Below are 24,856 nucleotides of genomic sequence, written 5' to 3' on the forward strand. Positions count from 1 at the left end.
TCTCCTTGTCAGGTGCGGCCCATTGTGGCCGCGTCCACCCCGGGGACGGAGCCGCTCCGGGGTTCTCGACATGCGTCAGGGGAAATCTTCGGCCCACGTGCACCTCACGGGTCCGGCACAGGTCGCGCACAGGTCGCCGGTCCACGCTCGTGGACATGAGTGAGAACGACAAGCCCGACGCCGAGACGCAGCCCGTGCGCCCGCAGGACCCCTCCCCGCCGGCAGCGCAGCCCACCCCCCAGGCGAGCCCCGCAGCCGGGCCTGCGGCCGACCCCGCAGCCGGCCCGACAGCCGGCCCGGCTCCCGCGGCGGCTCCGGTCGCCGCGGCCGACCCTGACGCCGTACCCGGGCCCGGGTGGGGCCGCGTCCGGCGGTGGCGCAGCCAGCAACGGGGGGACCGGGCGTTCGGGATGGGCGCGCTGATCGCCTCGGCGCTCGCCGGGATCATCGTCGGCGGGGCCGGCACCGCGGTCGTCCACGCCGTCACCGACGACCACGACCGCGGCGGCTGGGTCGAGCGGCACGGGCCGATGGGCCGCGACGACGGCGATCGCGGGGACGACGACGGCGGGCCGATGTTCGGCGGCCCCCGCGGCGTACCGGGTCAGCTGCCGCCGACGACCCCGCCCGAGGACGACTCGGACTCCTGAGCGCGTCTTGTCAGGGGTTCGCTGAACTTGTCGGCCCGTGCACGGCCTGACAAGTTCAGCGATCCCCGGCTGACCGGGGATCACTGGCCAGTGTGAAATCGGGTTGCCGCAGTGGGCGAGAATGGCGCGCGTTGTGAAGATCTCCTATCCGCCCGAGCTCCCGGTCTCCGCGCGCCGCGACGACATCGCGGCGGCGATCCGCGACCACCAGGTGGTGATCGTGGCCGGTGAGACCGGCTCCGGCAAGACCACCCAGCTGCCGAAGATCTGCCTCGAGCTGGGCCGCGGCACCGGCTCGGCCGACGGCGGCAAGCTGATCGGCCACACCCAGCCGCGGCGGATCGCCGCACGGTCGGTGGCCGAGCGGATCGCCGAGGAGCTCGGCACGGAGCTGGGCGACGTCGTCGGCTACCAGGTCCGCTTCACCGATCGCACGTCGAAGGCGAGCCGGGTCAAGCTGATGACCGACGGCATCCTGCTCGCCGAGCTGCAGCGCGACCGCGACCTGCGGAAGTACGACACGCTCATCATCGACGAGGCGCACGAGCGCAGCCTCAACATCGACTTCCTCCTCGGCTACCTCAAGCGCCTGCTGCCGCGCCGTCCCGACCTCAAGGTGGTCATCACCAGCGCGACGATCGACGTGGACCGCTTCGCCGCCCACTTCGACGCGCCCGTGGTCGAGGTGTCGGGACGTACGTACCCGGTCGAGGTCCGCTACCGCCCGCTCCTCGAGCTGCCGGAGAACGACGAGGAGGGCGAGCCGGTCCAGCGCGACCAGACCGAGGCCATCCTCGACGCGGTGCGGGAGCTGTCCGGCGAGGGCCCGGGCGACGTGCTGGTCTTCCTGCCCGGCGAGCGCGAGATCCGCGACACCGCCGACGCCTTCGACGCCTTGAAGAGCGACCGGCTCGAGATCGTGCCCCTCTACTCCCGCCTGAGCGCCGCCGACCAGCACAAGGTGTTCTCCAGCCACCCCTCGATCGTGCGCCGGGTGGTGCTCGCCACCAACGTCGCCGAGACGTCGCTGACGGTCCCCGGCATCCGCTACGTCGTCGACACCGGCGTCGCGCGGATCAGCCGCTACTCGGTGCGGACCAAGGTGCAGCGCCTGCCCATCGAGCCGATCAGCCAGGCCTCGGCCAACCAGCGCTCCGGTCGCTGCGGCCGCGTGTCCGAGGGCATCGCGATCCGGCTCTACTCGGAGGAGGACTTCGAGGCCCGCCCGGAGTTCACCGACCCGGAGATCCTGCGCACCAACCTCGCCAGCGTGATCCTCCAGATGGCGTCGCTGCGCCTGGGCGACATCGCGCGCTTCCCCTTCGTGGAGCCGCCCGACCGCCGCAACGTCAAGGCCGGCACCGACCTCCTCGAGGAGCTCGGCGCGGTCACGACCGAGGTCGCCCCGCAACGTGTGGCGAACCGGCCGTCCGAGCGGCCGCATCGCAACACGTCCGCCCCCGGCCCCCGCCTGACCAGCCTCGGCAAGCGGCTCGCGCGCCTGCCGATCGACCCGCGGCTGGGCCGGATGATCCTCGAGGCCGAGCGCCTCGGCTGTCTGCGCGACGTGCTCGTCATCGCGGCGGCGCTGTCCATCCAGGACCCCCGCGAACGGCCGGAGGAGCAGCGCCCGCAGGCCGACCAGCTCCACGCCCGCTTCAAGCACGAGTCCAGCGACTTCCTCACCTGGCTCAACCTGTGGCGCCACGTCAAGCAGCAGCAGAAGGAGCTGTCCTCCAGCGCGTTCCGCCGCATGTGCAAGCGCGAGCACCTCAACTACATGCGCATCCGCGAGTGGCAGGACTACGAGTCGCAGCTGCGCCAGGTGTGCAAGGAGCTCAAGCTCGACATCGGGCACCCGGCCGACCTCCCCGACGAGGACGGCATCCACCAGGCACTCCTGTCGGGGCTGCTCAGCCACATCGGCGCCCTCGAGGAGCGGGAGAAGGCGCGGCCCGGCGAGCGGCGCCCGATGCGCGAGTACGTCGGCGCCCGCAACGCGCGCTTCGCAGTCTTCCCCGGCAGCGTGCTCAAGGGCCGCAACCCCGCCTTCCTGATGAGCGCCGAGCTGGTCGAGACCTCCCGGCTCTGGGCCCGGCAGAACGCCGCGATCAACCCCGAGTGGGCCGAGCGGCTCGGCGCCCACCTGGTCAAGCGCACCTACTCCGAGCCGCACTGGTCCACCAAGCGGGCCGCGGTGATGGCGCGCGAGCGCGTCACGCTCTACGGCGTGCCTCTGGTCGCCGACCGCCTCGTGTCCTACGGCAAGGTCGACCCGCCGCTCGCCCGTGAGCTGTTCATCCGCCACGCCCTCGTCCAGCGGGAGTGGGACTTCCGGCACCGGTTCCTCGCCGAGAACGCGCGCCTCCTCGAGGAGGCCGAGGAGCTCGAGCACCGCGCCCGGCGCCGCGACATCGTCGTCGACGAGGAGACCCTGTTCGAGTTCTACGACCAGCGCGTCGGTGCCGACGTGGTGAGCGGCCAGCACTTCGACCAGTGGTGGAAGCGCGCGCGCCAGAAGCGGCCCGACCTGCTGACCTTCGACCCGGCGATGCTGACCCACCAGACGGCCGGGGAGGTGCGCGATCGCGACTTCCCCACGGAGTGGCACGACTCCGACGAGGCCGGGCTGACCTTCCCGATCAGCTACCACTTCGAGCCCGGGGCGGCCGACGACGGCCTCACCATCGACGTACCCGTGGCGACGCTCAACCGGATCGATGCCGACGACTTCTCCTGGCTGGTGCCGGGCCTGCGCGAGGAGCTGGTCACCGAGCTGATCCGCTCGCTGCCCAAGAACCTCCGCGTGGCGATGGTGCCCGCGCCCAACACGGCGCGGGAGTTCCTCGCCGCGACGCCGCCCGGTGCCGAGCCGCTCCTCGACGCCCTCGAGCGCTTCGCCCGCAGCACCCGCAGCCTGCTCATCGACCGTGGGGCGTGGGACTGGTCGAAGGTGCCCGCGCACCTGCGGCCCACCTACCGCGTGCTGACCGAGGAGGGCGCCGAGGCCGGCCGCGGGAAGGACCTCGACGCGCTCAAGGAGCCGCTGCGGCCCACCTTCGAGCAGGCGATGGCCGACGTCGCCGCCGACTCGGGCGTCACCGCGACCGGCCAGACCCGGTGGACCTTCGGCACCATCGACGAGTCCTTCGTGCAGCGGCGGGCCGGGCACGAGGTGCGTGGCTTTCCGGCGTTGGTCGACGAGGGCACCAGCGTGGGCCTCCAGGTCCTGGCCACGCCCGACGAGGCGGCCGCCCACCACCGTCTCGGCGTACGCCGCCTCGTGCTGCTCGCCCTCGGCCCGGGTCCCTCGGTCGACGACGTCCTCGCCGCGGCCGGGCTCGACCAGCGGGCCCGGCTCGCCCTGGTCGGCTCGCCCTACCCGTCCGTGGGCGACCTCGTCGACGACGTCCGCGCGGCCCTCGTCGGCGAGGTGGTCGACGCGCGACCAGCCGTGCGCGACGAGGCGTCGTACGACGCCGTGGTGGCCGCGGCCCGCGACGCCGTGGCCGGGGGGACCGGTGCCGCGGTGCACGACGTGATGCGGGTGCTGGAGGCCTGGCGGGCCACCGACAAGGCGATCTCGGGGCGCGCCGACCTGGCGACGCTCCCGGCCCTGACCGACATGCGTGCCCAGGTGGGTCGGCTGATGGCGCCCGGCTTCATCGGGGAGGCAGGGGTGTCGCGGCTGCGCGACGTCGCCCGCTACCTCACCGCGGTGACGCACCGTCGTGAGCGGCTGGACGCCCAGGTGGCACGCGACCGCCAGCTGATGGACCAGCTCTCCGGCCTGCAGGAGGCGTGGCTGCACGCCGTCGCCGCGCTGCCCGAGGGGCAGCCGATGCCGCAGCACCTCCGCGACTCCCGGTGGCTGCTGGAGGAGTACCGGGTCTCGTTGTTCGCCCAGCAGCTGGGCACCCGGGAGAAGGTCAGCGACCAGCGCATCCGGAAGGTGATGGGCACCGCGGTCCAGCGACCATAGCCCGGGCCGGGCTCGCGCCGGTGCGATGAGTTCTCGCCCCCGCGGCCGTCATACGTGTGTCAGGCACGAGAAGACGGAAGGATGCGCGATGACTGTGGACACACGGGTGGAGGAGCGGGACGTGACGGACCTCGAGGGGGTCGACGAGCCGGCGTTCTGGGCACTGGCGGACCGGCACCGCCGCGAGCTGCACGTGCACTGCTACCGGATGCTGGGGTCCTTCGAGGACGCCGAGGACGCCGTGCAGGAGACCTTCCTGCGGGCCTGGCGACGCCGGGAGACCTTCGAGGGTCGTTCGACCTTCCGGGCCTGGCTCTACCGGATCGCCACCAACGCCTGCCTCGACCTGCTCGCCAAGCGCCGTCCGGAGCCGGCGACCGGCGGGGAGGTGCTGTGGCTGCAGCCCTATCCCGACCGGCTCCTCGACGAGCTGCCCGCGACGGGCGCGGACGAGCCGGAGGCACTGGCCGTGGCCCGCGAGACGATCGAGCTGGCCTACGTCGTCGCGGTGCAGCACCTCGCGCCGCGCGCCCGCGCCGCGCTGGTGCTGCGCGACGTGCTCGGCTGGCCGGCCAAGGAGGTCGCCGAGCTGCTGGGCGACTCGGTGAACTCGGTCAACAGCGCGCTCCAGCGCGCCCGCGCCGCGATGCGCGAGCACCTGCCCGCCGAGCGGCAGGAGTGGACCGGACGTGAGGACGACGCGGACAACCGCGAGCTCGTACGCCGCTTCACCGAGGCCAGCGTGGCCACCGACATCGACACCCTCGCGACCATGCTGCGCGACGACGTGCGCTTCGCGATGCCGCCGACGCAGGGTCTCCTCGTGGGCCGCGACGCGGTGCTGGCGGACTGGATCGACGGCGGCTACCCCGAGATGACCGGGCTGCGGCCGGTTCCGACCGCGGTGAACCGCCAACCGGCGGTCGCTTACTACCTGTGGCGCGAGGACGAGGCGGCGTACCTCCCGCTGACGATCGACGTGCTCCGACTCGCCGGCGGCCAGGTCACCGAGGTCACCATCTTCGACGCCGACCAGTTCCCACGGCTCGGGCTGCCCGAGCGGCTGGAGGACGGCGATGAGTGACACCACGTTCGCGACGCGCAGCGCGTCGGACCGACGGCTCGGCCGGGTGGCGGGCACGGGGCTCCTCGCGGCCGTCGCGGCGGCAGCCGCCACCGCGACCGGAGCGGCGCTCGCCCGCGCTGGCGGGGTCGGCTTCGAGGTCCCCGACGGCGGCGAGTCGATCCCGGTGTCCGGGGTGGCCTTCGTGACCGCCGTCCTCTCGCTCGTCGGCGTCGGCCTCGCCGTGGCGCTGCAGCGCTGGAGCGTCCGGCCGGCGGAGCGCTTCGTCCGGACGACCCTGACGCTCACCGCGGTGTCCCTGGTGCCGCCGTTCCTGGTCGGGGCGAGCCCCGGCACCAGCCTCACCCTGGTCGCGCTGCACCTGCTCGCGGCCGGGGTCGTGGTCCCGGCGCTGGCGCGGGCCCTGCGCTCGGGGCGCGGTTCCGCCGCGACGTCGGGCCGGCCCGCCTAGTCTGGAGCGATGACCGGCCGCACCCACCACCGCCCGATGACGCCCGGCGACGGCTTCTTCGCCGAGATCGCCGGGGGCACCGACCCGGCGAAGGTGCGGGAGGCGGGTGACCTGGCCGCGACGATCCTGGTCCGCGGCGCGCGGGAGTCCGACGACCCCGCGCTCGCGGAGCGGGTCGTCCACCTCGCCGAGAACGAGGGCCTCGAGACCCTCGCCGAGGTCTGGTCCGGGGCGCCGGCCGACACCTTGGCCGGCAGCCTGTGGCGGCTGTTCGTGCTCCGCGCCTGGGTGCACGCCGACCCCGAGCGGGTCGCGGAGGAGTACGACGCCGGCCAGCGCCGCGCCGACGTCGCCCGCGTCGTCGCCGGTGTGGCCGACCCGCCCGGTCCCGACGAGCTGCGCCGGATGGTCGACGAGGTCCTGCGCGGCATCGCACGCGGCGACTTCGCGGTGACGCTCCTCCGTGCGGCGGCCTTCGCGCGCGTCGTGGCGGCCGGACGCGCCACCCTCGGCGCGACGAGCCACGACGACATCGCCCGGATGCTGGTGCTCTCCGAGCAGCTCGAGGCGGCCGGACACGGGGAAATCGCCAACCAGCTGGCCTGAAGGACTAAAATGGTCCTCGAGTGCGTCGGGCTGTGGCAGCCCCGGGTCCCGAAATAAGCCGCTACGAGCGGCCACGCGCCGTGAGGCGCTCCCGGTCCGGCGCACTCACACACGTCCCGGCCCGGTGCCGGTCCTCTAGTCTCGCGCCATGGCGACCTACGAGCCGGAGATCGACGGTGAGCCGGATCCCGGCGAGGTGGTCTGGGCCTGGGTCCCCTACGAGGACGACCCGAGCCAGGGCAAGGACCGCCCGGTGCTGGTCCTCGACGTCGAGGGTGACGGCTGGACCGGGCTGATGCTCAGCAGCCAGGACCACGACCGCGACGCCGAGGACGAGGCCCGCTACGGCCGCTTCTGGATGGACGTCGGCACCGGTGGCTGGGACTCCCAGGGTCGCCCGAGCGAGGTCCGGCTCGACCGGGCGATCCACCTCGACCCCGACGGCGTACGACGTGAGGGCGCGGCGCTGGACCGTGTCGTCTTCGACGCGGTCCTCGCCGCCGTGCGCGCCCTGCCCGGCTGAGCCTTGATCCACCGATCTCTCGCCTGCTACGCGCCACCATTCGGGCACGCTGGCCGCGTTGTCGCGCGCTCGACGGGCCCAGTGGCCCGCCTTCGGCGCTCCGCCTTGCCATCACACCCGCCTGATGGCTCGCGACGGCGTCGATCGGCAGATCCAGGCTGAGGCGCAGGTCTCACCGTCCGCGGAGCCGAGCTGCGCGTCGCCCGGGGGTTGGGGCACATGCCCTAGGGTTTCGGCGTGCTGCTGCGACGTCTGTCCCTGACCGGCTGCGCCCTGATGATGGCGCTCGCCACCGCTGCGTGCACCGGTGACGGCGAGCCCGAGTCGCAGCCCACGACGTCGCCCACGACCTCGGCCAAGCCGACGGCGAAGCCCCGCGAGGTGACCTTCGGTGCCTACGGCAGCGAGGAGGAGGTCGCGGCCTTCCAGAGCGTGGTGGACTCCTTCAACGCCGCGTCGAGCACCCGCAAGGTCACGCTGAAGTCCTGGCCCGACCACGAGTCCGCGCTCGAGGACGTGCTCGCCGGCAACGCCCCCGACGCCTTCCTGACCTCGCGCATCGACCTCGACCAGCTCGTCGGCGCTGACGTGCTGCAGCCGGTGAGTCTGCTGCTCGACGAGCGCGGCGTGGACTTCGGCGACCGCTTCTCCCGCGACGCCGTCGACGCCTTCGCGATGGACGACGAGCTGCAGTGCATGGCGTACTCGGTGTCGCCGATGGTCGTCTACTACAACACCCGGATGGTCGACTTCGACAAGATGGAGCGCCGCGACTACGACGTGCCCACCGCGGACTCCGAGGGCAACCGCGACCGCTGGACCCTCGCGGAGTTCGGCGCGGCCGCACAGTTCGCGTCGCGTCGTGGGGACAAGCGCGGCGTCTGGATCGACCCGACCCTGCAGGGGCTGGCGCCGTTCATCTACTCCGGCGACGGCGAGGTGTTCGACGACGACCGCGAGCCCACGTCGCTGAGCTTCTCCGACGACAACACGCGCGAGGCGCTGAGCGAGACGCTCGCCATCCTGCGCGACCCGACGATCACGCCGACCAACGCCCAGCTCGCCCGCGCGACGCCGGTGCAGCTGTTCAAGCGCGGCGAGCTCGCGATGATCGCCGGCTTCCGCAACCTCGTCCCCGAGCTCCGCGACGCCGACGACCTCGACTTCGACGTGCTGCCGATGCCGACGATCGACACCCGCGCGACCGTCGGTGACATCAGCGGCCTGTGCCTGTCCAGCGACTCGCAGGTCCAGGGCGACGCAGCCGACTTCATCGCCTACGCCGTCTCCGACGCGGCGATCGCCACCGTCGCCTCGACCGGCTACATCGTCCCGGCCAACACCGAGGTCGCCGCCTCGGAGGACTTCCTCGCTCCGACCCTCGAGCCCGAGCACTCCGGCGTCTTCAACGCGAGCATCCGCTACATGGAGGTGCCACCGTTCATCGACCGGCGCGACGAGCTCGTCGAGGCGGTCACCCCGCTGCTCGAGCGGCTCGTGACCGCTCCCGGTGTGCTCGACCTCGACCTCGTCACCGAGCAGATCGACCAGGCCTCGCGGACGATCCTGTCGCCCGAGGAGACCGAGTCGCCCTCGGAGTCGCCCTCTGAGTCGCCCTCCGAGTCGACCTCGCCCTCGGAGTCTCCCTCCGAGTAGCGGCCTACTCCTGCTCGGCGCCCAGGATGGCGCCGACGAGCGCTCCGGTGACGGCCTCGGCCTGCCAGGGCCGGGCGCCATAGGCGGCGAGCTGGCCGCGCACGGCCTCGGCGAGCGCGGCGGGCTCACGGGTCGCCGGCGGTGCCCACATCAGGCGCCGGAGGTAGTCGGGCGTGAGCAGGTTCTCGACCGGGAGGTGGTGGGCCTCGGCCAGGTTGAGCATCGCCTCGCGGGCCGCCTTGAAGCGGCGGTCGGCCACCGGGTCGCGTTCGGCCCAGGTGCGGGGGTGCGGGGGCCCGTCGCCTCGCGGCGCCCGGGTCGGCAGCTCGTCCTCGGACATCTCCCGGACCCGCTGGAGCGCCTCGACCCAGCTCGCGGCGTAGCGGCTGGCACCCCGGCCGTGGAAGCCCTGGGTGGAGAGCAGCGCGCGTCGGTCGGTCGGCATCGCGGTGGCCGCCACGACGATGGCGGAGTCGGGCAGGATCCTTCCGGGCGTGACGTCGCGCTCCGCGGCGATGGCGTCACGCGCCTCCCACAGCGCCCGGGCAGCGCCGAGGGCCCGTCGCCCGCGCAGCCGGTGCACCCCGGACGTACGCCGCCACGCCTCGTGACGCACCGCCGGCTCGAAGTCGAGCAGGTGGTCGAACTCCTGGCGGGCCCACTCGGCCTTGCCCGCGCGCTCGAGCTCGGTGACCATGTGCTCCCGCAGCTCGAGGAGCACCTCGACGTCGAGCGCGGCGTAGTCGAGCCACGACTCCGGCAGGGGGCGGGTGGACCAGTCGGCCGCGGAGTGCTCCTTGCGCATCCGCTGGCCCAGCACCGTCTCCACCAGCGTGGCGAGGCCGACCCGGGGATAGCCCAGGAGCCGGCCGGCGAGCTCGGTGTCGAACAGGCTCGTCGGCGTCAGGCCGATCTCACGCAGGCAGGGCAGGTCCTGGGTGGCGGCGTGCAGGATCCACTCCGAGCCCTCGAGGGCCTCCTGCAGCGGGGCCATCGACGACATCGGGATCGGGTCGATCAACCAGGTGCCGGCGCCCTCGCGGCGCAGCTGGATGAGGTACGCGCGGTTGGAGTAGCGGTAGCCCGAGGCCCGCTCGGCGTCGATCGCCACCGGGCCGGTGGCAGCGGCCAGCGCGGCGCACGCCTCGGCGAGCCCTTCGTCGGTGTCGACGACGGCGGGCAGGCCGTCGCGCAGCTCGAGCAGGGGTGCCTGAGGAGCCTCCTCGACCGGAGGAGCCTCGGCAGCGTCCTCGGGCTGGGGTTCGGTGTCCGTGGAGTCGACCATCGCTCAGGTGCCGCGCTGTCCGCGCCGGCTGGGGATGGCGGTCACGCCCTCGGGCACGGGCGGCAGGCCGACCGCGGTGCACATCAGCTCGCCCCACGCCTCGACGTGCGGCGCCATGTCGAGGGCACCCTCGTCGTCGACCGCGGGGGTCCACGAGGCGCGGATCTCGACCTGGGCGGTGCCGGGCTCCTCGGCCATCCCGCCGAAGCTCTCGGTGGTGACGCAGGTGACGGTGCCGGAGGCGGCGTGGAAGGCCGCGCCGTGGGCCTCGAGCGCCTCGGTCAGCCAGGACCAGCCGACAGCCGCCAGCATCGGGTCGGCGCCCAGCTCGGGGTCGATGTCGGCGCGGGCGTAGGCGACGCACCGGAACGTGCCGTCCCACGCGTCGTTGCCCGCCGGGTCGTGCAGCAGGATCAACCGGCCGGTGCCGAGGTCCTCGTCGTCGACGGTGACGTCGCCGCTCAGCGCGGAGGACCACGGCGCGATGCGCTGGGGCGCCGGCATCTCCTCGCAGAGGACCTCCGGGCGCAGCGCGGCCCGGCGCATCGACTCCACAGCCGCGCGGAACTCCGCAGGCCCAGCCCCGGCAGCACTGCTCGGGTGGGTCTCGTGACGGGCCACCATTGCTCCAGAGTAGGCCAGCCCTGCGCGCTGCCGATGTGCCGCCACGCCGCCTGACCTGCGAAGATTCGGGGGTGACCGACGCCGTTCAGACGCCCCACCCCGGCCTCGCCGGGAGCCCGTTCCTCGCCGCGGCGCGTGGTGAGCGGCCGTCGCACACGCCGGTCTGGTACATGCGACAGGCGGGCCGCTCGCTCCCGGAGTACCTCAAGGTGCGCGAGGGCATCGGCATGCTCGAGTCCTGCATGGACGCCGACCTGGTCACCGAGATCACCCTGCAGCCGGTCCGCCGCTACGGCGTGGACGCCGCGATCTTCTTCTCCGACATCGTGCTGCCGCTGAAGGCCGTCGGCGTCGACCTCGACATCAAGCCCGGCGTGGGCCCGGTCGTCGCCTCGCCCGTGCGCACGCTCGCCGACGTGCAGGCGATCCCCGACCTGACCCCCGAGCACGTGCCCTACATCTCGCAGGCGGTGCGCCAGCTCGTCGCCGAGCTCGGCGCCACCCCGCTGATCGGCTTCGCCGGTGCCCCCTTCACCGTCGCGTCGTACCTCGTCGAGGGCGGTCCGTCGAAGGAGCACGCCAGGACGAAGGCGATGATGTTCGGCGCGCCCGACGTCTGGGACGCGCTGATGCGCAAGATCGCCGGCGTCGCGGCGGCCTACCTCCGGATCCAGGTCGAGGCCGGCGCGTCCGCGGTCCAGCTCTTCGACTCGTGGGCGGGCGCGCTGACCCCCGCCGACTACCGCGCCTCGGTCATGCCGCACTCCGCGCGCGTGCTGGCCGCGGCCGGCGAGCTCGGCGTGCCGCGCATCCACTTCGGCGTCGGGACCAGCAACCTGCTGGGCCCGATGGGGGAGGCGGGTGCCGACGTCGTCGGCGTCGACTGGCGTACGCCGATGGAGCTGGCCGTCCCGCTGGTCGGCGACCGTGTCGTGCAGGGCAACCTCGACCCGACGCTGGTCTTCGCCCCCACCGAAGTGATGACCGCCCGGGCCGCCGAGATCATCGATGCGGGGCGGGCTGCCAAGGGCCACATCTTCAACCTCGGCCACGGGGTCATCCCCTCGACCGACCCCGGTCAGCTCACTGCGCTGACAGAGTTCGTCCACGCCCACCAGCCGCCGCACTGATCGGCGTGACGACCGCGGCCTCCACCTCGAGCGAGGCGAGGTAGGCGCGCGCCTGCCGGACGAGCGCCGTCTGCAGGTCACGCAGCGGCTCGGGGACCCGCTCGGCGCGGCGTCGCAGCATCAGCAGCGTCACCGTGGTCTGGTCGGTCTGGATCGGCCGTGTCGCCAGGATCCCGGCGCGCACCAGCGGGTCGCCGGTGATGGAGAAGTCCGGCAGGATCGAGATGCCCAGGCCGGCCGCGACCATCGACTTGCCCATCTCCGCCCCGTCGGTGGCGTACGTCGTCCCGGGCAGTGTCCCGGCGAAGACCCGGTGGGCGTAGCGGTGCATCACGAAGCCCGGCCGCATGAGGACGTGCGGCTCGGCCCGGAGGTCGTCGACGGTCACCTGCTCCTTGCCGGTCAGGGGGTGGTCGCCCGGCAGGCACGCCACCGGCGTGCCCTCGATGAGCCGGTCGGCGACGAGCGACGGCGCCACCTCGTCGCCCGGCAGCACGTTGACCAGCCCGAGGTCGAGCGAGCCCTCGGCGAGGCCCTGCTGGATGTCGGCCTGGCGGCCGTTGACGACCTCGACCCCGCCTGACCCGTGGCGCGCGTGCAGGTCGCGCAGGGCCGGGGCGAGCAGGCTCGAGGACGCGGCGTTGACGGTGCCGATGCGCAGGTCGCGACGGCGTACGGACTGCTGCCCGGCCGCCTGGCGCAGCCGGTCCACGGCCTCGAGGACCTCGATCATGAACTGCTGCAGGTCCAGCCCCTGCCGGCTGATCCGCGAACCGGTGCGGCGGCGGTCCAGCAGCGTGGCGCCGAGCTCCTTCTCGAGCTTGGTCACCGCCTCGCTGAGCGCCGGCTGGGAGATGTGCATGGCCTCGCTCGCCCGCCGCAGTGACCCGTGCTCGGTCACCGCCGCGAGGTACTCCAACTGTTCGATCCGCACCTGGGGGCTCCTGCTCTCGCGATGTCGCTGGTGTGTGCTCTGGTCGGCCGACCTCGCGGGGTGCGAGGCAGAACCTGCTGCCGCGGACACCCGGAACACGAGTCCGGCTCGCTAAAGTCTACTAAGTAACTATACAAACCGGGAGGAACTGATCCATGACCACCCTGCGTGTCCGGCCCACCCACGGCCGCGACGACCGATCCGCCGGCCCCGTCGACACCCATGACGCTCGGCCCCGGCCGGAGGGCTCAGGCAGCTCCGGCGTTCGTGCCGCGTCGCGCCGTGCCCTCGACGACCTGATCGCCGAGTGGCGCCCGGTCCTCGACGCCGTGGGGGAGGGAGCCCTGCAGCGCGAGATCGACGGTGCCCTGCCGACCGAGGCCGTCGCCCGCCTGAAGGCCGAGGGGTTCGGGGCGCTGCGCGTCCCCACCTCCTTCGGCGGCGGCGGGCTGGACCTCGTCGAGCTGGCCCACCTCTGGATCGAGCTCGCCGCGGTCGACGCCAACCTGCCCCAGGCATTTCGCGGCCACTTCGCGCTGGTCGAGGACCGGCTGTGGCACCACGCCCGGACCAGCGACCAACGCGTGTGGTTCGACCGCTTCGTCGCCGGCGAGATGGTTGGCAACGCGTGGTCGGAGGTCGGCTCGAGCATCGACCTGCCGCGCACTGTGCTGCGCCCGCGGGCCGACGGCTCGTACCGCCTGGACGGCATGAAGTACTACACGACCGGCAGCATCTTCGCCGAGTGGGCAGACGTGCACGCACGGGTGGCGACGCCGGGCCACCCCGACGAGGTCGAGGAGGCCACGGCGATCGCGATCGTCGACCTCCGTGACCCGGGCGTCACGGTGACCGACGACTGGAACGGCTTCGGCCAGAAGGGCACCGGCAGCGGCACCTCGACCTTCGACAACGTCGGTGTGCCGGCGGACCACGTGCTGCCGTTCGAGGAACGCTTCCCCTTCCAGACCGCCTTCTACCAGCTCAACCTGCTGGCCACGCTGACCGGCATCGCGAAGGCGGCGCTGGTCGACGTGGTGGAGGCGGTGCGCACCCGCACCCGCAACTTCTCCCACGCCAACGCGCCGCGCGTGCGCGACGACGCCCAGGTCCTGGCCAAGGTGGGCGAGATCGCCGCCGCGGTGTACGCCGCCGAGGCCGCGACGCTGCGGGTCGCGGCCAGCGTCCAGGCGGTCGCCGACGCCGCGCTGGGAACGCCGGAGGAGATCGCCGCGCTCGTCGAGGGCAGCGAGATCGAGTCGTCCACCGCGCAGGTGGTCGTCTCCGAGCTGGTCCTGCGCGCCACCTCCGACCTCTTCGACGCGCTCGGCGCCTCGGCCACGGCCGGCTCGTCCGCGCTCGACCGCCACTGGCGCAACGCCCGCACGGTCGCCTCGCACAACCCGCGCATCCTCAAGGCCCGGGTCGTCGGTGCGCACGCCGTCAACGGCACCCCGCCGCCGTACGCCTGGTCGATCGGCGGCACCCGCCGGCGCCAGGACTGGGTGGACGGCCGTCCCGAGCCTCGCGACCTGGGCACCGTCCCCGCGGCGGACGCCACGAGCTGACCGGTCACGCACCGGCTCCGGAGGGGGTGGAGGGCCTGGCCCTGTCCCGTGCCTGCCCGTGGGGTGGCAGGCAGTGCGTGGCAGGTCCGACCTTCCACCCCCTCGACATCGCCGCGCGACGTGGTGGCCGGGGTCGATGTCGACCGCTGCTAGGTTTGTCTACCAGATCGATAGAGATTGGCGATTGAGCGCCGATCCCGGATGTCCGACTCCGTCCCGAGGAGAGCAGCATGAGCACGACCCCCGCCAGCACCGAGCCGCTGAAGTTCGCCTACTGGGTGCCCAACGTGTCCGGCGGCCTGGTGATCTCCGACATCGAGCAGCGCACCGGCTGGGACTACGACTACAACAAGCGCCTCGCGCGGACGGCCGAGGACAACGGCTTCGAGTACGCCCTGACGCAGGTCCGCTACACGGCGTCGTACGGCGCCGCGCACCAGCACGAGGCGACCAGCTTCAGCCTCGCGCTGCTGCTCGCCACCGAGCGGCTCAAGGTCATCTCCGCGGTCCACCCCTACATGTGGCACCCCGGCGTGCTGGCCAAGTTCATCGCGACCGCCGACCACCTGAGCAACGGCCGCGCGGCGATCAACGTCGTCTCCGGCTGGTTCAAGGACGAGGCGACGAGCATGGGGGTGCGGTGGCTCGAGCACGGCGAGCGCTACCGGATGGCCGAGGAGTTCATCTCCTACATCCGTGAGATCTGGACCGAGGACAACGCACAGTTCCGTGGCGACTTCTTCCAGCTGCGCGACTTCGAGATGTTGCCGAAGCCGCTGGACCTGCCGGGGCGTCCGCTGCCCGAGATCTTCCAGGGCGGCAACTCGAGCGTCGCCCAGGAGATGGCCGGGCGGGTGAGTGACTGGTACTTCGCCAACGGCAACACCCCCGACGGCATCGAGCGGCAGATCGAGGGCGTCACCCGCAGTGCCCGCGCCGCCGGACGTACGGTCCGCTTCGGCGTCAACGGCTTCATGGTCGCCCGCGACAGCGAGGCCGAGGCGCACGCGACGCTCGAGGAGATCATCGCCAAGGCCAACCCGGAAGCGGTCGAGGGCTTCGGCAACGCGGTGAAGCAGGCCGGCCAGTCGACGGGCGACCGGACGGGCATGTGGCAGGGCAGCGACTTCGCCGACCTCGTCCAGTACAACGACGGCTTCCGCACCGGCCTCGTCGGCACCCCCGAGCAGGTCGCCCACCGGATGCTGGAGTTCAAGCGCCGAGGGGTCGACCTGTTCCTGCTGGGCTTCCTGCACTTCCAGGAGGAGGTCGAGCACTTCGGCCGGCACGTGCTGCCCATCGTGCGCGAGCTCGAGGCCGCCGAGCAGGAGCGTGTGGCATGACGGCGGCTCCCGTGCTCGACGCGGAGGCCACGCAGGTCCCGGTCCTCTCCGCCGAGGAGGCCATCGAGGTGGCCACCGCGATCGTGGCCGACCTCGCGGCCGGTTCCTCGGAGCGCGACCGCCACCGGGTGCTGCCGGAGCGGGAGCTCGACCGGCTCTCGGCCTCCGGGCTGCTGGCGATCACGGTGCCCGCCGAGCACGGCGGTGCCGACCTGCCCACCGAGGTGCTGGTCGAGGTCTTCCGGATCCTCGCCACCGGCGACCCCAGCGTCGCCCAGGTGCCGCACAGCCACTTCGTCTACGTCAACGCGATGCGCTACCAGGGCACGCCCGAGCAGCAGCGGTTCTTCTTCGGCGAGGTGCTGGCCGGCAAGCGGTTCGGCAACGCGCAGTCCGAGGTGGGCACCCGGCACGTCCGCGACATCCGTACGTCGCTGGCCCCCGCCGGGCAGGGCCGCTGGATCCTCAACGGGACCAAGGGCTACAGCACCGGCGCCCTCTTCGCGCACTGGATCCCCGTGCTCGCGCACCAGGACACCCTGGCCGCGCCGGGCGCCGGCCCGCTCCACGTGGCCTGGGTCGAGCGGACGGCCCCCGGCGTGACGGTCACCGACGACTGGAACGGCATGGGTCAGCGCACGACCGCCAGCGGCACCGTGGACCTCGTCGACGTGGTCGTCGACGACGCCTGCATCACGCCCTACCACCTGACCTTCGAGGGCCCGCAGACGTACGGCGCCTTCGCCCAGGTGCTGCACGCCGCCCTCGACGTCGGGATCGCCCGCGCCGCGCTGCGGGACGCGGCCGACTTCGTCCGCACGACGTCGCGGCCCTATCCCGACGCCGGCGTGGACCGCGCCGCGGACGACCCGCTGGTGGTGCAGGCGCTGGGCCAGATGGAGATCGACGTACGAGCCGCCGAGGCGCTGCTCCGCGAGGCCGGCCGGACCGTCGACGCCGCCGACGACGACCTCTCCGCGTCCACCGCGGCCACGGCGAGCCTCGCCGTCGCGGCGGTGCGCGCCCACTCCGCGAAGGTCGCCGTCGACGTCTCCAGCCGCCTCTTCGAGGTCGCCGGCACCCGCTCGGCCCTCGACTCGCTCAACCTCAACCGCCACTGGCGCAACGCGCGCACCCACACCCTCCACGACCCGGCCGCCTGGAAGGTCCAGCACCTCGGCCGGTACGTCGTCGACGGCACGCCGCCGCCCAACCACGGCCAGCTCTGAGGTGCGAGCCCCCGCGCTCGCACCTCCACCACCGATCCGAAAGGTCCGACAGCTCCCATGAAGTTCCATTGGTTCCTGCCCACCAACGGAGGCGACGGACGCCACGTCGTCAGCGGCGGCCACGGCGTCGAGCACGGCGCCGCCGGCCGCCCGGCCAGCGTCCCCTACCTCGGCCAGGTCGCCCGGAGCGCCGAGCAGCTCGGGTTCGAGGCCGCCCTGACCCCGACCGGCGCCTGGTGCGAGGACGCCTGGCTGACCACCGCGATGCTGGCCCCGCTCTCGGAGCGGCTGAAGTTCCTGGTCGCCTTCCGGCCCGGCATGACGTCGCCGACGCTGGCCGCGCAGATGGCCGCGACCTTCCAGAACCTCAGCGGCGGGCGCCTGCTCCTCAACGTCGTGACCGGCGGCGAGTCGCACGAGCAGCGCGCCTACGGCGACTTCCTCGACAAGGAGGAGCGCTACGAGCGCTGCGGGGAGTTCCTCACGATCGTGCGGCGACTCTGGACCGGCGAGGAGGTCACCTTCTCCGGCTCGCACCTGCGCGTCGAGCACGCGCGCCTGCAGCAGCTGCCCGACCGGGTCCCCGAGATCTACTTCGGCGGGTCCTCCCCGGCTGCCGGCCGGGTCGCGGCCGAGCACGCCGACGTCTACCTCACCTGGGGCGAGCCGCCGGCCGACGTCGCGAAGAAGGTCGCGTGGATCCGCGACCTCGCCGAGCAGCAGGGCCGCACCCTGAAGTACGGCCTGCGGGTCCACACCATCACCCGCGACACCTCCGAGGAGGCCTGGGCCGAGGCCGACCGCCTGCTGGCCGGCATCTCCGACGCGGACATCGCCCGGGTGCAGGAAGGCCTCAAGCGCTCGGAGTCGGTGGGCCAGCAGAACATGCTCGCGCTCAACAGCGGGAGCCGCGACGGGCTGGAGATCCACCCCAACCTCTGGGCCGGCGTCGGCCTGGTCCGAGGCGGCGCCGGCACGGCCCTCGTCGGCAGCCACGAGGAGGTCGCGGACCTGATCGAGCAGTACGCCGCGGTCGGCATCGAGGAGCTCGTCCTCTCGGCCTACCCGCACCTCGAGGGCGCCTACCACTTCGGCGAGGGCGTGCTGCCGATCCTGGAGAGGCGCGGCCTGTGGACCCACCCCGCGCCCGTCGAGGCGCAGGCGTCGGTGCCGTTCGGCGCCCAGCGGGCCGCCTCGTGACGACCACCGTCCGCGCCGCTGCGCCGTACCTGCCTTCCGACCAGCCCTCCGACCAGCCCTCCGACCAGCCCTCCGACCAGCCCTCCGACCAGCCGTCCGACCAGCCGTCCGACCAGCCCTCCGACCAGGTGGTGACCGCATGACCGTCCAGTCCACGACCCCGACCGCCACACGCTCCTCGCTCGACCAGCGCACGCTCCGTGACGCCTTCGGCGCCTTCCCCTCCGGGGTCGTCGCCGTCGCCGCGTCGGTGAAGGGCCAGCTGACCGGCATCGCCGCGTCGTCCTTCACCTCGGTGAGCATCGAGCCGCCGCTGGTGTCGTTCTCGATCGCCACCAGCAGCTCCACCTGGCCGCTGCTCCGCGAGGCCGGAAGCCTCGGCATCAGCGTGCTGGCCGACCACCACGACGTGGTGTGCCGCCAGCTCGCCGGACCGCGCGAGGAGCGCTTCGCCGGCCTGCCGTTCAAGGTGACCGGCAACGGCGCCGTGCTGCTCGACGAGGCCGTCGCGACCTACGACTGCTCGGTCCGCGAGGAGATCGGGGCCGGCGACCACGTGATCGTGCTGCTCGAGGTCCACGAGGTCGGGGGCGGGGATGGCGAGCACCCGCTCGTGTTCCATCGCTCGGCCTTCGCCAAGCTTCACCGCGACGACCTCGACCCCGCCCGCCTCGACGGCCGCATCAACGGCGCCGAGGTCGACCGCGGCGAGGAGCACCCCGGTGCCGACGCAGATGCGGAGGACGCGGCATGAGCGTCCACAGCGCCGCCCAGATGGTGCCCACCCCTCGTCGTGTCGCACTCGCCTCGGCGGTCGGCGCCACGATCGAGTGGTACGACTTCTTCCTCTACGGCACGGCCGCCGCGGTGGTCTTCGACAAGCTCTACTTCAACGGCCTCGACGGCCCTGCCGCCCAGTTCGCCGCCTTCGCGACCTTCGCCGTCGGCTTCTTCGCGCGGCCGATCGGCGGGCTGGTCTTCGGCCACTTCGGTGACCGCATCGGCCGCAAGCAGATGCTCCTGCTGACCCTGGTCATCATGGGCATCGGCACGGCCCTCATCGGCCTGCTGCCGACCTACGACCAGATCGGCGTGCTGGCCCCGATCTCGCTGGTGGTGCTCCGCGTGCTCCAGGGCATCGGCGTCGGCGGCGAGTACGGCGGCGCGGTGCTGCTGGCCGTCGAGTACGCCCCGACCGGGCGCCGCGGCTTCTTCGGCAGCTTCGCCCACATCGGCGTACCGGGCGGGCTCGTGCTGGCCGCCGGTGCGTTCTCGCTGGCCGGGCTGCTCCCCGAGGAGGCGTTCCTCGCCTGGGGCTGGCGGGCCTGCTTCCTGGTCAGCATCGTGCTGCTCGGCATCGGCGCCTACATCCGGCTCTCCGTCATGGAGACACCAGAGTTCGCGAAGGTGCAGGAGCGCAAGGAGATCTCGCGGCTCCCGCTGCGCGACCTGCTCGCCGAGCAGCCGAAGCCACTCCTGCTGGGCATGGGCACGCGGTTCATCGAGGGCTTCACCTTCAACCTGTTCTCGGTCTACCTGCTGGCCTACGTCGCCACCAACCTCGGACTGCCCCGCAGCTGGGCGCTCGATGCGATCCTCGTCGGCGCAGCCATCGGCGTCGTGCTCGTGCCGCTCGCCGGCGCCCTGTCGGACAAGGTCGGCCGCAAGCCCGTCTACCGGATGGGCGCATGGCTGGGGCTGCTCTTCGCGTTCCCGGCGGCGTTCCTGGTGCAGACCGAGAACCGGTGGGCCATCTCGCTCGTCTTCGTCGTCGGCCTCGGCTTCATCTACGGCACGGTCTACGGACCGCTCGCGGCCTTCTGGTCCGAGCAGTTCGACACCCGCTACCGCTACACCGCGCTCAGCACGCTCTACCAGGTGTCCGGGATCCTCGCCTCCGGCCTCACCCCGCTGATCGCGGCATGGCTCGTCACCCGTGGCGACGGCACCCTGTGGTGGGTTGCCGGCTACAACGTCGTCGTGGCGGCCATCTCGCTGGTCTGCGCACGCTTCCTGCCCGAGACCCACGGCCGGTCCCTCGAGCACACCGACGCCACGGCCGACGCCCGCGAGCGGGAGGTCGTCGCCGCCTGAGGGCGGGACGGGGACGCGGCGGACGACATCCACGGGCTGATGTCGTACGCCACCACCGTGCGCGTGCGCGGGGCGCGGGGGTGGCGGCAGATCGCGTACGCCGGACCTGTGCCGCGGCAATCTGCCGCCACCAGGGCGGAGCGGTCCCGCAGGGTGGCGGCACATTGCGTACGTCGGGCCCGTTCCGCTGCGATCTGCCGCCACCACCCTCGGGAGCCGGGCGTCAGGCCTCCGGCGCGGCCGGCTGCGGGGCGGTCCGGCGGCGACGGACGAACAGCCAGACCGGCAGCCCGAGGACGAGCAGCACGACGGCGAACGGCAGGAGCGCGCCGACGACCGTGGCGACCACGGCCGCAGTGCCGCCGAGAGCGTCGAGCCCGCCCTTCAGCCCGGTGAGGAAGCCGGCGGGCTCGTCGTCGGGCCCCTCGGCCTCCGCCTCGGCCTTCGCGGTGATGTCGACCGTGATCGTGGACAGCGACGTCTGGTCCTTGAGCCACGTCTGCTGCGACTTCAGCGAGTCCAGCTCGGCCTGGCGGTCGGTGAGCTGGGACTCGATCCAGATGATGTCCTTGAGGGTCCTGGCCTCCGCGAGGAGCGTCTCGACCCGCTTCAGGCTGGCCTCCTGCGCCCGCACCCGGACGCCGGTGTTGATCACCTGGGTCGTGACGTCCTCCGAGCCCCGGGTGGAGGCGCGCAGCACCGCCACGTCCTCGAGAGCCTGCATCGCCGCGTCGAACGCCGAGCTCGGCACGCGGAGCACCATCCGAGCGTACGACGTCTCGCCGTCGTCGTCGGTCTCGGTGTCCTCCTCGGTGACCTCGCCACCTTGTGCGTCGACGATCCGCTGCACGTCCTGACGGGCCGCGCCGACGTCCTTGCTGGTCAGCGAGACGGTGCCCGAGGAGATGATCGCGCGCTCCGTCTCCGGGGAGGCTGGGGCGTCGCCCGACGCGGACGAGAGGTCACGGCTGGTGGCACTGTCCTCGGCGCTCACACCTCCGGCGTCCGACCCACCCGAGCCGCCCGAGCCGTCCGACGCGCTGGACTGGTCCGAGAACGCCCTGTCCGCACCACTGTCGCTGCTGCCGGACGAGCAGGCGGCCAGCACGGCCGTCATGGTGATCGCGGTGACGACGCCGGCGGCGCGGGCGCGGGTGCTCCGGAGAGGGGTCATGGCTCTCCGACGCCGGTCGCACCGGAGGCGGTTCCGGCCGCGGCCGACCTGTGACCGAACCGTGATCGTCAGCCAGCGGGCGTCGTCTTCGCGGTCCTCCGCGAGACCGTCCTCTGCACGACCGGCCCGGTGCCGGGCTCCTTGGCGCCGGGACCCTTCTGCGCGGCGGGCTGCTCGGCGGGCTTCTCGGGGGCCTTGTCGGCAGTCTTCCGGGTCGCCTGCGTGCGCTTCCTGGCGGGCTTCTCCGCAGTCTTGCCGGTTGTCGTGGCGGCTGTCGTTTCGGCTGCCTTCTTGGCCGTCTTCGCGGCAGCCTTCTTCGCCGGCTTCTGTGCCGGCTTCTGTGCCGGCTTCTGTGCCGGCTGGTCGGTGGCCTGCTCGGCCGGCTGCTCGGTGGGCTGCTCGGGCCGCTGCTTGGCGGGCTTGCTCCGCGCCTGCTGGCGAGGCGCCGACCCCTTCAGTCGCACCCGCATCGCGTTGCCGCTGCCCGAGGTCTCCAGGTAGGGCTGGGCGGTGACGAGGGTGCTCAGCCGGGCGCCGGGCCCGGCGAAGTTGCGGGCGTCGAAAGACGGGTGGGTGCGGATGAGCTGGTTGCCGAGCGCCGGCAGGTGGGCCCAGCCCTCGTCGTCGGAGACGGCGTTGAGCGCCCGCACCAGGGCGCTCTGCAGGTTGATCGTCACCGACGGCGTCTCGTCCGCGTCGTCACCGGCGTCGTCGGCCTCGTCGTCGGCGTCGTCGTCGTGCTTCTCCGCCACGACGGCGAGGTCGATGAACTTGTCGCAGGCGTTGCGCAGCGACTCCGGAGCCTTGTTCTCACCCAGCACGTAGACCGTCTTGCCCGACTCGCGCAGGCGGTGCGCGAGGCTGGTGAAGTCACTGTCGCTCGTGACCAGCGCGAACGCCTCCACGTTGCCGTCGTAGAGCAGGTCCATCGCGTCGATGACGAGTGCGAGGTCGGTGGAGTTCTTGCCGGTCGTGAAGGCGCTCTGGTGCATCGCGCGCAGGCCGAGGCTGTTGAGGATGCGCGCCCACCGGGTCAGGTGCGGGTTGGTCCAGTCGCCGTAGACGCGCCGGATCGTCGGGTTGCCGTACTTGGCGACCTCGCTCAGCACCTCGTTGGCGTACGCCGCCCTGGTGTTGTCGGCATCGATCATCACCGCGATGCGGTCGGCACCCCCACTGGTCTCCATGCTGCTCACCCTAGGGTGAGGGTCGTGGCGCAGGACAGGGACGTGGTGGTCGTCGGTGGTGGCGTCGCGGGCCTGGTGGCCGGCCTGGACCTCGCAGCGGCGGGTCGCGACGTGCTCCTGCTGGAGGGCTCGCCCCAGGTCGGCGGCAAGCTCCGCAGCCACGAGGTCGCCGGCCTGACCGTCGACGTCGGCGCGGAGGCCATGCTCGCCCGCAGGCCCGAGGGCGTGGGGCTGGCCGCCGAGATCGGCGCCGAGGTCGTGCACCCCACGTCGGCCACCTCCGGCGTCTGGTCGCGCGGCGCGCTGCGCACGATGCCGCGGTCACTGATGGGCGTCCCGTTCGACGTCGACCAGCTCGCGGCCAGCGGCGTGCTGAGTCCCGAGGGCCTCGCCCGCGCGCTGCACGAGCAGGACTCGGTCGTCGGCGACGACGTCTCCGTCGGCGACCTCGTGGCGGCCCGCCTCGGCGACGAGATCGTCGACCGGCTCGTGGAGCCCCTGCTCGGTGGCGTGTACGCCGGTCACGCACGGCAGCTCTCCGCCGCAGCAGCGGTGCCGCAGCTGCTCGCGATGGCGCGTCGCGGCAGCCTGCTCGAGCAGGCCGCCGCCCTACCTGCGTCCTCGACCCCCGTCTTCGCCGCCCTGCCCGGCGGCATGGGCCGCTTCCCCGGCCTGATCGCCGCGGCCGGCGGCTTCGAGGTGCGGACCTCGGCGACCGTCCGCGCGCTGCGGCGTACGCCGTCGGGCTGGGCCGTCACGGTCGGTCCCACCACCCGCCCGGAGACCATCGAGGCGGGCGCCGTCGTCGTGGCGACGCCGGCCGCACCCACGGCGCGGCTCCTGCGCGAGGTCGCGCCGCGGGCGGCTGCGGAGCTGGCCGGCATCGAGACCGCGAGCGTCGCGGTGGTCACCCTGGCCTTCCGGGCGCAGGACGTGCCCGACGCGCTCTTCGACCGGTCCGGCTTCCTCGTCCCGCCCGTCGAGCAGCGCACCATCAAGGCGTCCACGTTCTCCTTCGCCAAGTGGGGCTGGGTGCGCGACCTCGACCCCGACGTCGTCGTGCTGCGCACCTCGCTCGGGCGCCACGGCGAGGTGTCGACGCTGCAGGCCGACGACGAGGGGCTGGTACGGGTGTCGCTGGCCGACCTCGCGGGCATGGCCGGCATCACCGCGACGCCGGTCGACGCCCACGTCCAGCGCTGGGGTGGCGCGCTGCCGCAGTACGCCGTGGGCCACGTCGAGCGGGTCGCGGGGATCCGCGCCGGCCTCGAGCACCTGCCGGGACTGGCGGTCTGCGGGGCGGCCTACGACGGGGTGGGCATCCCCGCGGTGATCGGGTCGGCCCGCCGCGCTGTGGCCTCGGTCACCCGGGCAGAATGAGGGCATGAGCACGGACTCCTCGAAGACCAACGCCGCTCGCACCAAGGAGCTCAACGACAGCATCCGCTACACGATGTGGTCGGTGTTCAAGCTCCGCGACGTCCTCGGTGACGCCGACCGGGAGGCCGAGGCGACCGACGTCGAGGCGCTGTTCGAGGTGCTGGCCGAGGAGGACGTCAAGGTCCGCGGCCTCTACGACGTCAGCGGCCTGCGTGCCGACGCCGACCTGATGGTGTGGTGGCACGCCGAGGACTCCCAGCAGCTCCAGGCGGCCTACAACGCCTTCCGACGCACCGCCTTCGGCCGCCGCCTCGAGCCGGTCTGGTCGCAGATGGCGCTGCACCGGCCCGCGGAGTTCAACAAGTCCCACATCCCGGCCTTCCTCGCCGACGAGGAGCCCCGCGCGCACGTGTGCGTCTACCCGTTCGTGCGGTCCTACGAGTGGTACCTCCTCGAGGACTCCGAGCGTCGCCGGATGCTCGCCGAGCACGGCCAGCAGGCCCGCGGCTACGCCGACGTGCGCGCCAACACCGTCGCCTCGTTCGCCCTGGGCGACTACGAGTGGATGCTCGCCTTCGAGGCCGACGAGCTGCACCGCATCGTCGACCTGATGCGCGACCTGCGGGCCTCCGACGCCCGTCGCCACGTGCGCGAGGAGGTGCCGTTCTACACCGGCGCCCGGGTCACCCCGGCCGAGCTCCTCGCCCGCCTGCCCTGACGCCTCCGCGCGCGGAACCGCCGACGGCCCGGTAACGT

The 24,856-nt window shown here is 72.9% G+C and carries 22 protein-coding genes; 16 read left to right on the forward strand and 6 right to left on the reverse strand.

Annotated features, from left to right (window positions below):
- The first annotated feature begins 155 nt into the window (after window positions 1–155).
- From ASC64_RS21915 to ASC64_RS03855, 7 genes are all read left to right on the forward strand, one after another.
- The gene (locus ASC64_RS21915) at window positions 156–650 is read left to right on the forward strand and encodes a hypothetical protein (RefSeq protein WP_156384995.1); all 495 of its coding nucleotides are present in this window, start codon (window positions 156–158) and stop codon (window positions 648–650) included.
- Window positions 651–771: 121 nt separating this feature from the next.
- Window positions 772–4,632 (forward strand): ATP-dependent RNA helicase HrpA, encoded by a 3,861-nt coding sequence (gene hrpA, locus ASC64_RS03830; protein ID WP_056906153.1) that lies wholly within the window; start codon window positions 772–774, stop codon window positions 4,630–4,632.
- An 88-nt stretch (window positions 4,633–4,720) separates the two neighbouring features.
- Window positions 4,721–5,716, forward strand: coding sequence for an RNA polymerase subunit sigma-70 (locus ASC64_RS03835; protein WP_056906154.1), 996 nt, complete (start codon window positions 4,721–4,723; stop codon window positions 5,714–5,716).
- The gene (locus ASC64_RS03840) at window positions 5,709–6,167 is read left to right on the forward strand and encodes a DUF6069 family protein (RefSeq protein ID WP_056906155.1); all 459 of its coding nucleotides are present in this window, start codon (window positions 5,709–5,711) and stop codon (window positions 6,165–6,167) included. Before ASC64_RS03835 ends, ASC64_RS03840 begins: the two co-directional genes overlap by 8 nt.
- A gap of 9 nt (window positions 6,168–6,176) precedes the next feature.
- A complete protein-coding gene (locus ASC64_RS03845; protein ID WP_056906156.1) occupies window positions 6,177–6,773 on the forward strand; it encodes a hypothetical protein in 597 nt (198 codons plus the stop codon).
- Between the two features lie 148 nt (window positions 6,774–6,921).
- Window positions 6,922–7,296: a type II toxin-antitoxin system PemK/MazF family toxin gene (locus ASC64_RS03850; RefSeq protein ID WP_056906157.1), complete on the forward strand. Its 375-nt coding sequence runs from the start codon at window positions 6,922–6,924 to the stop codon at window positions 7,294–7,296.
- 237 nt (window positions 7,297–7,533) lie between these two features.
- A complete protein-coding gene (locus ASC64_RS03855) occupies window positions 7,534–8,952 on the forward strand; it encodes an ABC transporter substrate-binding protein (RefSeq protein WP_056906158.1) in 1,419 nt (472 codons plus the stop codon).
- Between the two features lie 4 nt (window positions 8,953–8,956).
- On the opposite strand, the gene ASC64_RS03860 is transcribed toward ASC64_RS03855, so the two are convergent.
- Both ASC64_RS03860 and ASC64_RS03865 read right to left on the reverse strand, forming a co-directional pair.
- Entirely contained in the window at window positions 8,957–10,237 is a 1,281-nt protein-coding gene (locus tag ASC64_RS03860) for an HRDC domain-containing protein (RefSeq protein ID WP_056906159.1), read from the reverse strand.
- 3 nt (window positions 10,238–10,240) lie between these two features.
- On the reverse strand, window positions 10,241–10,861 hold the full coding sequence (locus ASC64_RS03865; protein WP_056906160.1) for a DUF3000 domain-containing protein: 621 nt from the start codon (window positions 10,859–10,861) through the stop codon (window positions 10,241–10,243).
- 71 nt (window positions 10,862–10,932) lie between these two features.
- Between ASC64_RS03865 and hemE the strand changes: the two genes are divergently transcribed.
- The gene (gene hemE, locus ASC64_RS03870) at window positions 10,933–11,991 is read left to right on the forward strand and encodes a uroporphyrinogen decarboxylase (RefSeq protein ID WP_200937448.1); all 1,059 of its coding nucleotides are present in this window, start codon (window positions 10,933–10,935) and stop codon (window positions 11,989–11,991) included.
- On the opposite strand, the gene ASC64_RS03875 is transcribed toward hemE, so the two are convergent.
- A complete protein-coding gene (locus ASC64_RS03875; RefSeq protein ID WP_056906161.1) occupies window positions 11,945–12,925 on the reverse strand; it encodes a LysR family transcriptional regulator in 981 nt (326 codons plus the stop codon). The two genes, hemE and ASC64_RS03875, sit on opposite strands and share 47 nt — an antisense overlap.
- Window positions 12,926–13,080: 155 nt before the next feature.
- Between ASC64_RS03875 and ASC64_RS03880 the strand changes: the two genes are divergently transcribed.
- The 4 genes from ASC64_RS03880 (at window position 13,081) to ASC64_RS03895 (ending at window position 18,265) form a co-directional block, all read left to right on the forward strand.
- Complete coding sequence (locus tag ASC64_RS03880; RefSeq protein WP_082550162.1) at window positions 13,081–14,493, forward strand: acyl-CoA dehydrogenase family protein; 1,413 nt, start codon at window positions 13,081–13,083, stop codon at window positions 14,491–14,493.
- A gap of 230 nt (window positions 14,494–14,723) precedes the next feature.
- On the forward strand, window positions 14,724–15,836 hold the full coding sequence (gene sfnG / locus ASC64_RS03885; protein ID WP_056906162.1) for a dimethylsulfone monooxygenase SfnG: 1,113 nt from the start codon (window positions 14,724–14,726) through the stop codon (window positions 15,834–15,836).
- Window positions 15,833–17,065, forward strand: a complete 1,233-nt coding sequence (locus ASC64_RS03890; RefSeq protein ID WP_056906163.1) for an SfnB family sulfur acquisition oxidoreductase — start codon at window positions 15,833–15,835, stop codon at window positions 17,063–17,065. The genes sfnG and ASC64_RS03890 overlap by 4 nt, the downstream gene beginning before the upstream one ends.
- A 57-nt stretch (window positions 17,066–17,122) precedes the next feature.
- Window positions 17,123–18,265, forward strand: a complete 1,143-nt coding sequence (locus ASC64_RS03895; RefSeq protein WP_056906164.1) for an LLM class flavin-dependent oxidoreductase — start codon at window positions 17,123–17,125, stop codon at window positions 18,263–18,265.
- Here ASC64_RS03895 and ASC64_RS23130 read toward each other — a convergent pair.
- Window positions 18,148–18,438: a glycine zipper domain-containing protein gene (locus ASC64_RS23130; protein WP_162245767.1), complete on the reverse strand. Its 291-nt coding sequence runs from the start codon at window positions 18,436–18,438 to the stop codon at window positions 18,148–18,150. The two genes, ASC64_RS03895 and ASC64_RS23130, sit on opposite strands and share 118 nt — an antisense overlap.
- Between ASC64_RS23130 and ASC64_RS03900 the strand changes: the two genes are divergently transcribed.
- Together ASC64_RS03900 and ASC64_RS03905 are read left to right on the forward strand one after the other, a co-directional pair.
- Window positions 18,405–19,019: a flavin reductase family protein gene (locus ASC64_RS03900; protein WP_082550164.1), complete on the forward strand. Its 615-nt coding sequence runs from the start codon at window positions 18,405–18,407 to the stop codon at window positions 19,017–19,019. The genes ASC64_RS23130 and ASC64_RS03900 overlap by 34 nt on opposite strands.
- On the forward strand, window positions 19,016–20,359 hold the full coding sequence (locus ASC64_RS03905; RefSeq protein ID WP_082550165.1) for an MFS transporter: 1,344 nt from the start codon (window positions 19,016–19,018) through the stop codon (window positions 20,357–20,359). Before ASC64_RS03900 ends, ASC64_RS03905 begins: the two co-directional genes overlap by 4 nt.
- 223 nt (window positions 20,360–20,582) lie before the next feature.
- Here the strand turns inward: ASC64_RS03905 and ASC64_RS03910 are convergent, their stop codons facing one another.
- Together ASC64_RS03910 and ASC64_RS03915 are read right to left on the reverse strand one after the other, a co-directional pair.
- Window positions 20,583–21,533: a DUF4349 domain-containing protein gene (locus tag ASC64_RS03910; RefSeq protein ID WP_056906165.1), complete on the reverse strand. Its 951-nt coding sequence runs from the start codon at window positions 21,531–21,533 to the stop codon at window positions 20,583–20,585.
- A gap of 68 nt (window positions 21,534–21,601) precedes the next feature.
- Complete coding sequence (locus tag ASC64_RS03915) at window positions 21,602–22,720, reverse strand: NYN domain-containing protein (protein ID WP_082550166.1); 1,119 nt, start codon at window positions 22,718–22,720, stop codon at window positions 21,602–21,604.
- A gap of 24 nt (window positions 22,721–22,744) precedes the next feature.
- On the opposite strand from ASC64_RS03915, the gene hemG reads away from it, so the two are divergent.
- Both hemG and hemQ read left to right on the forward strand, forming a co-directional pair.
- Window positions 22,745–24,100, forward strand: a complete 1,356-nt coding sequence (gene hemG / locus ASC64_RS03920; RefSeq protein WP_056906166.1) for a protoporphyrinogen oxidase — start codon at window positions 22,745–22,747, stop codon at window positions 24,098–24,100.
- A 4-nt stretch (window positions 24,101–24,104) separates the two neighbouring features.
- Window positions 24,105–24,818 carry a hydrogen peroxide-dependent heme synthase gene (gene hemQ / locus ASC64_RS03925; protein ID WP_056906167.1) on the forward strand — a complete coding sequence of 238 codons (714 nt, stop codon included), beginning with the start codon at window positions 24,105–24,107 and terminating at the stop codon, window positions 24,816–24,818.
- Window positions 24,819–24,856: the final 38 nt, after the last annotated feature.

This window comes from Nocardioides sp. Root122, assembly GCF_001425025.1.
Taxonomy (GTDB): domain Bacteria; phylum Actinomycetota; class Actinomycetes; order Propionibacteriales; family Nocardioidaceae; genus Nocardioides.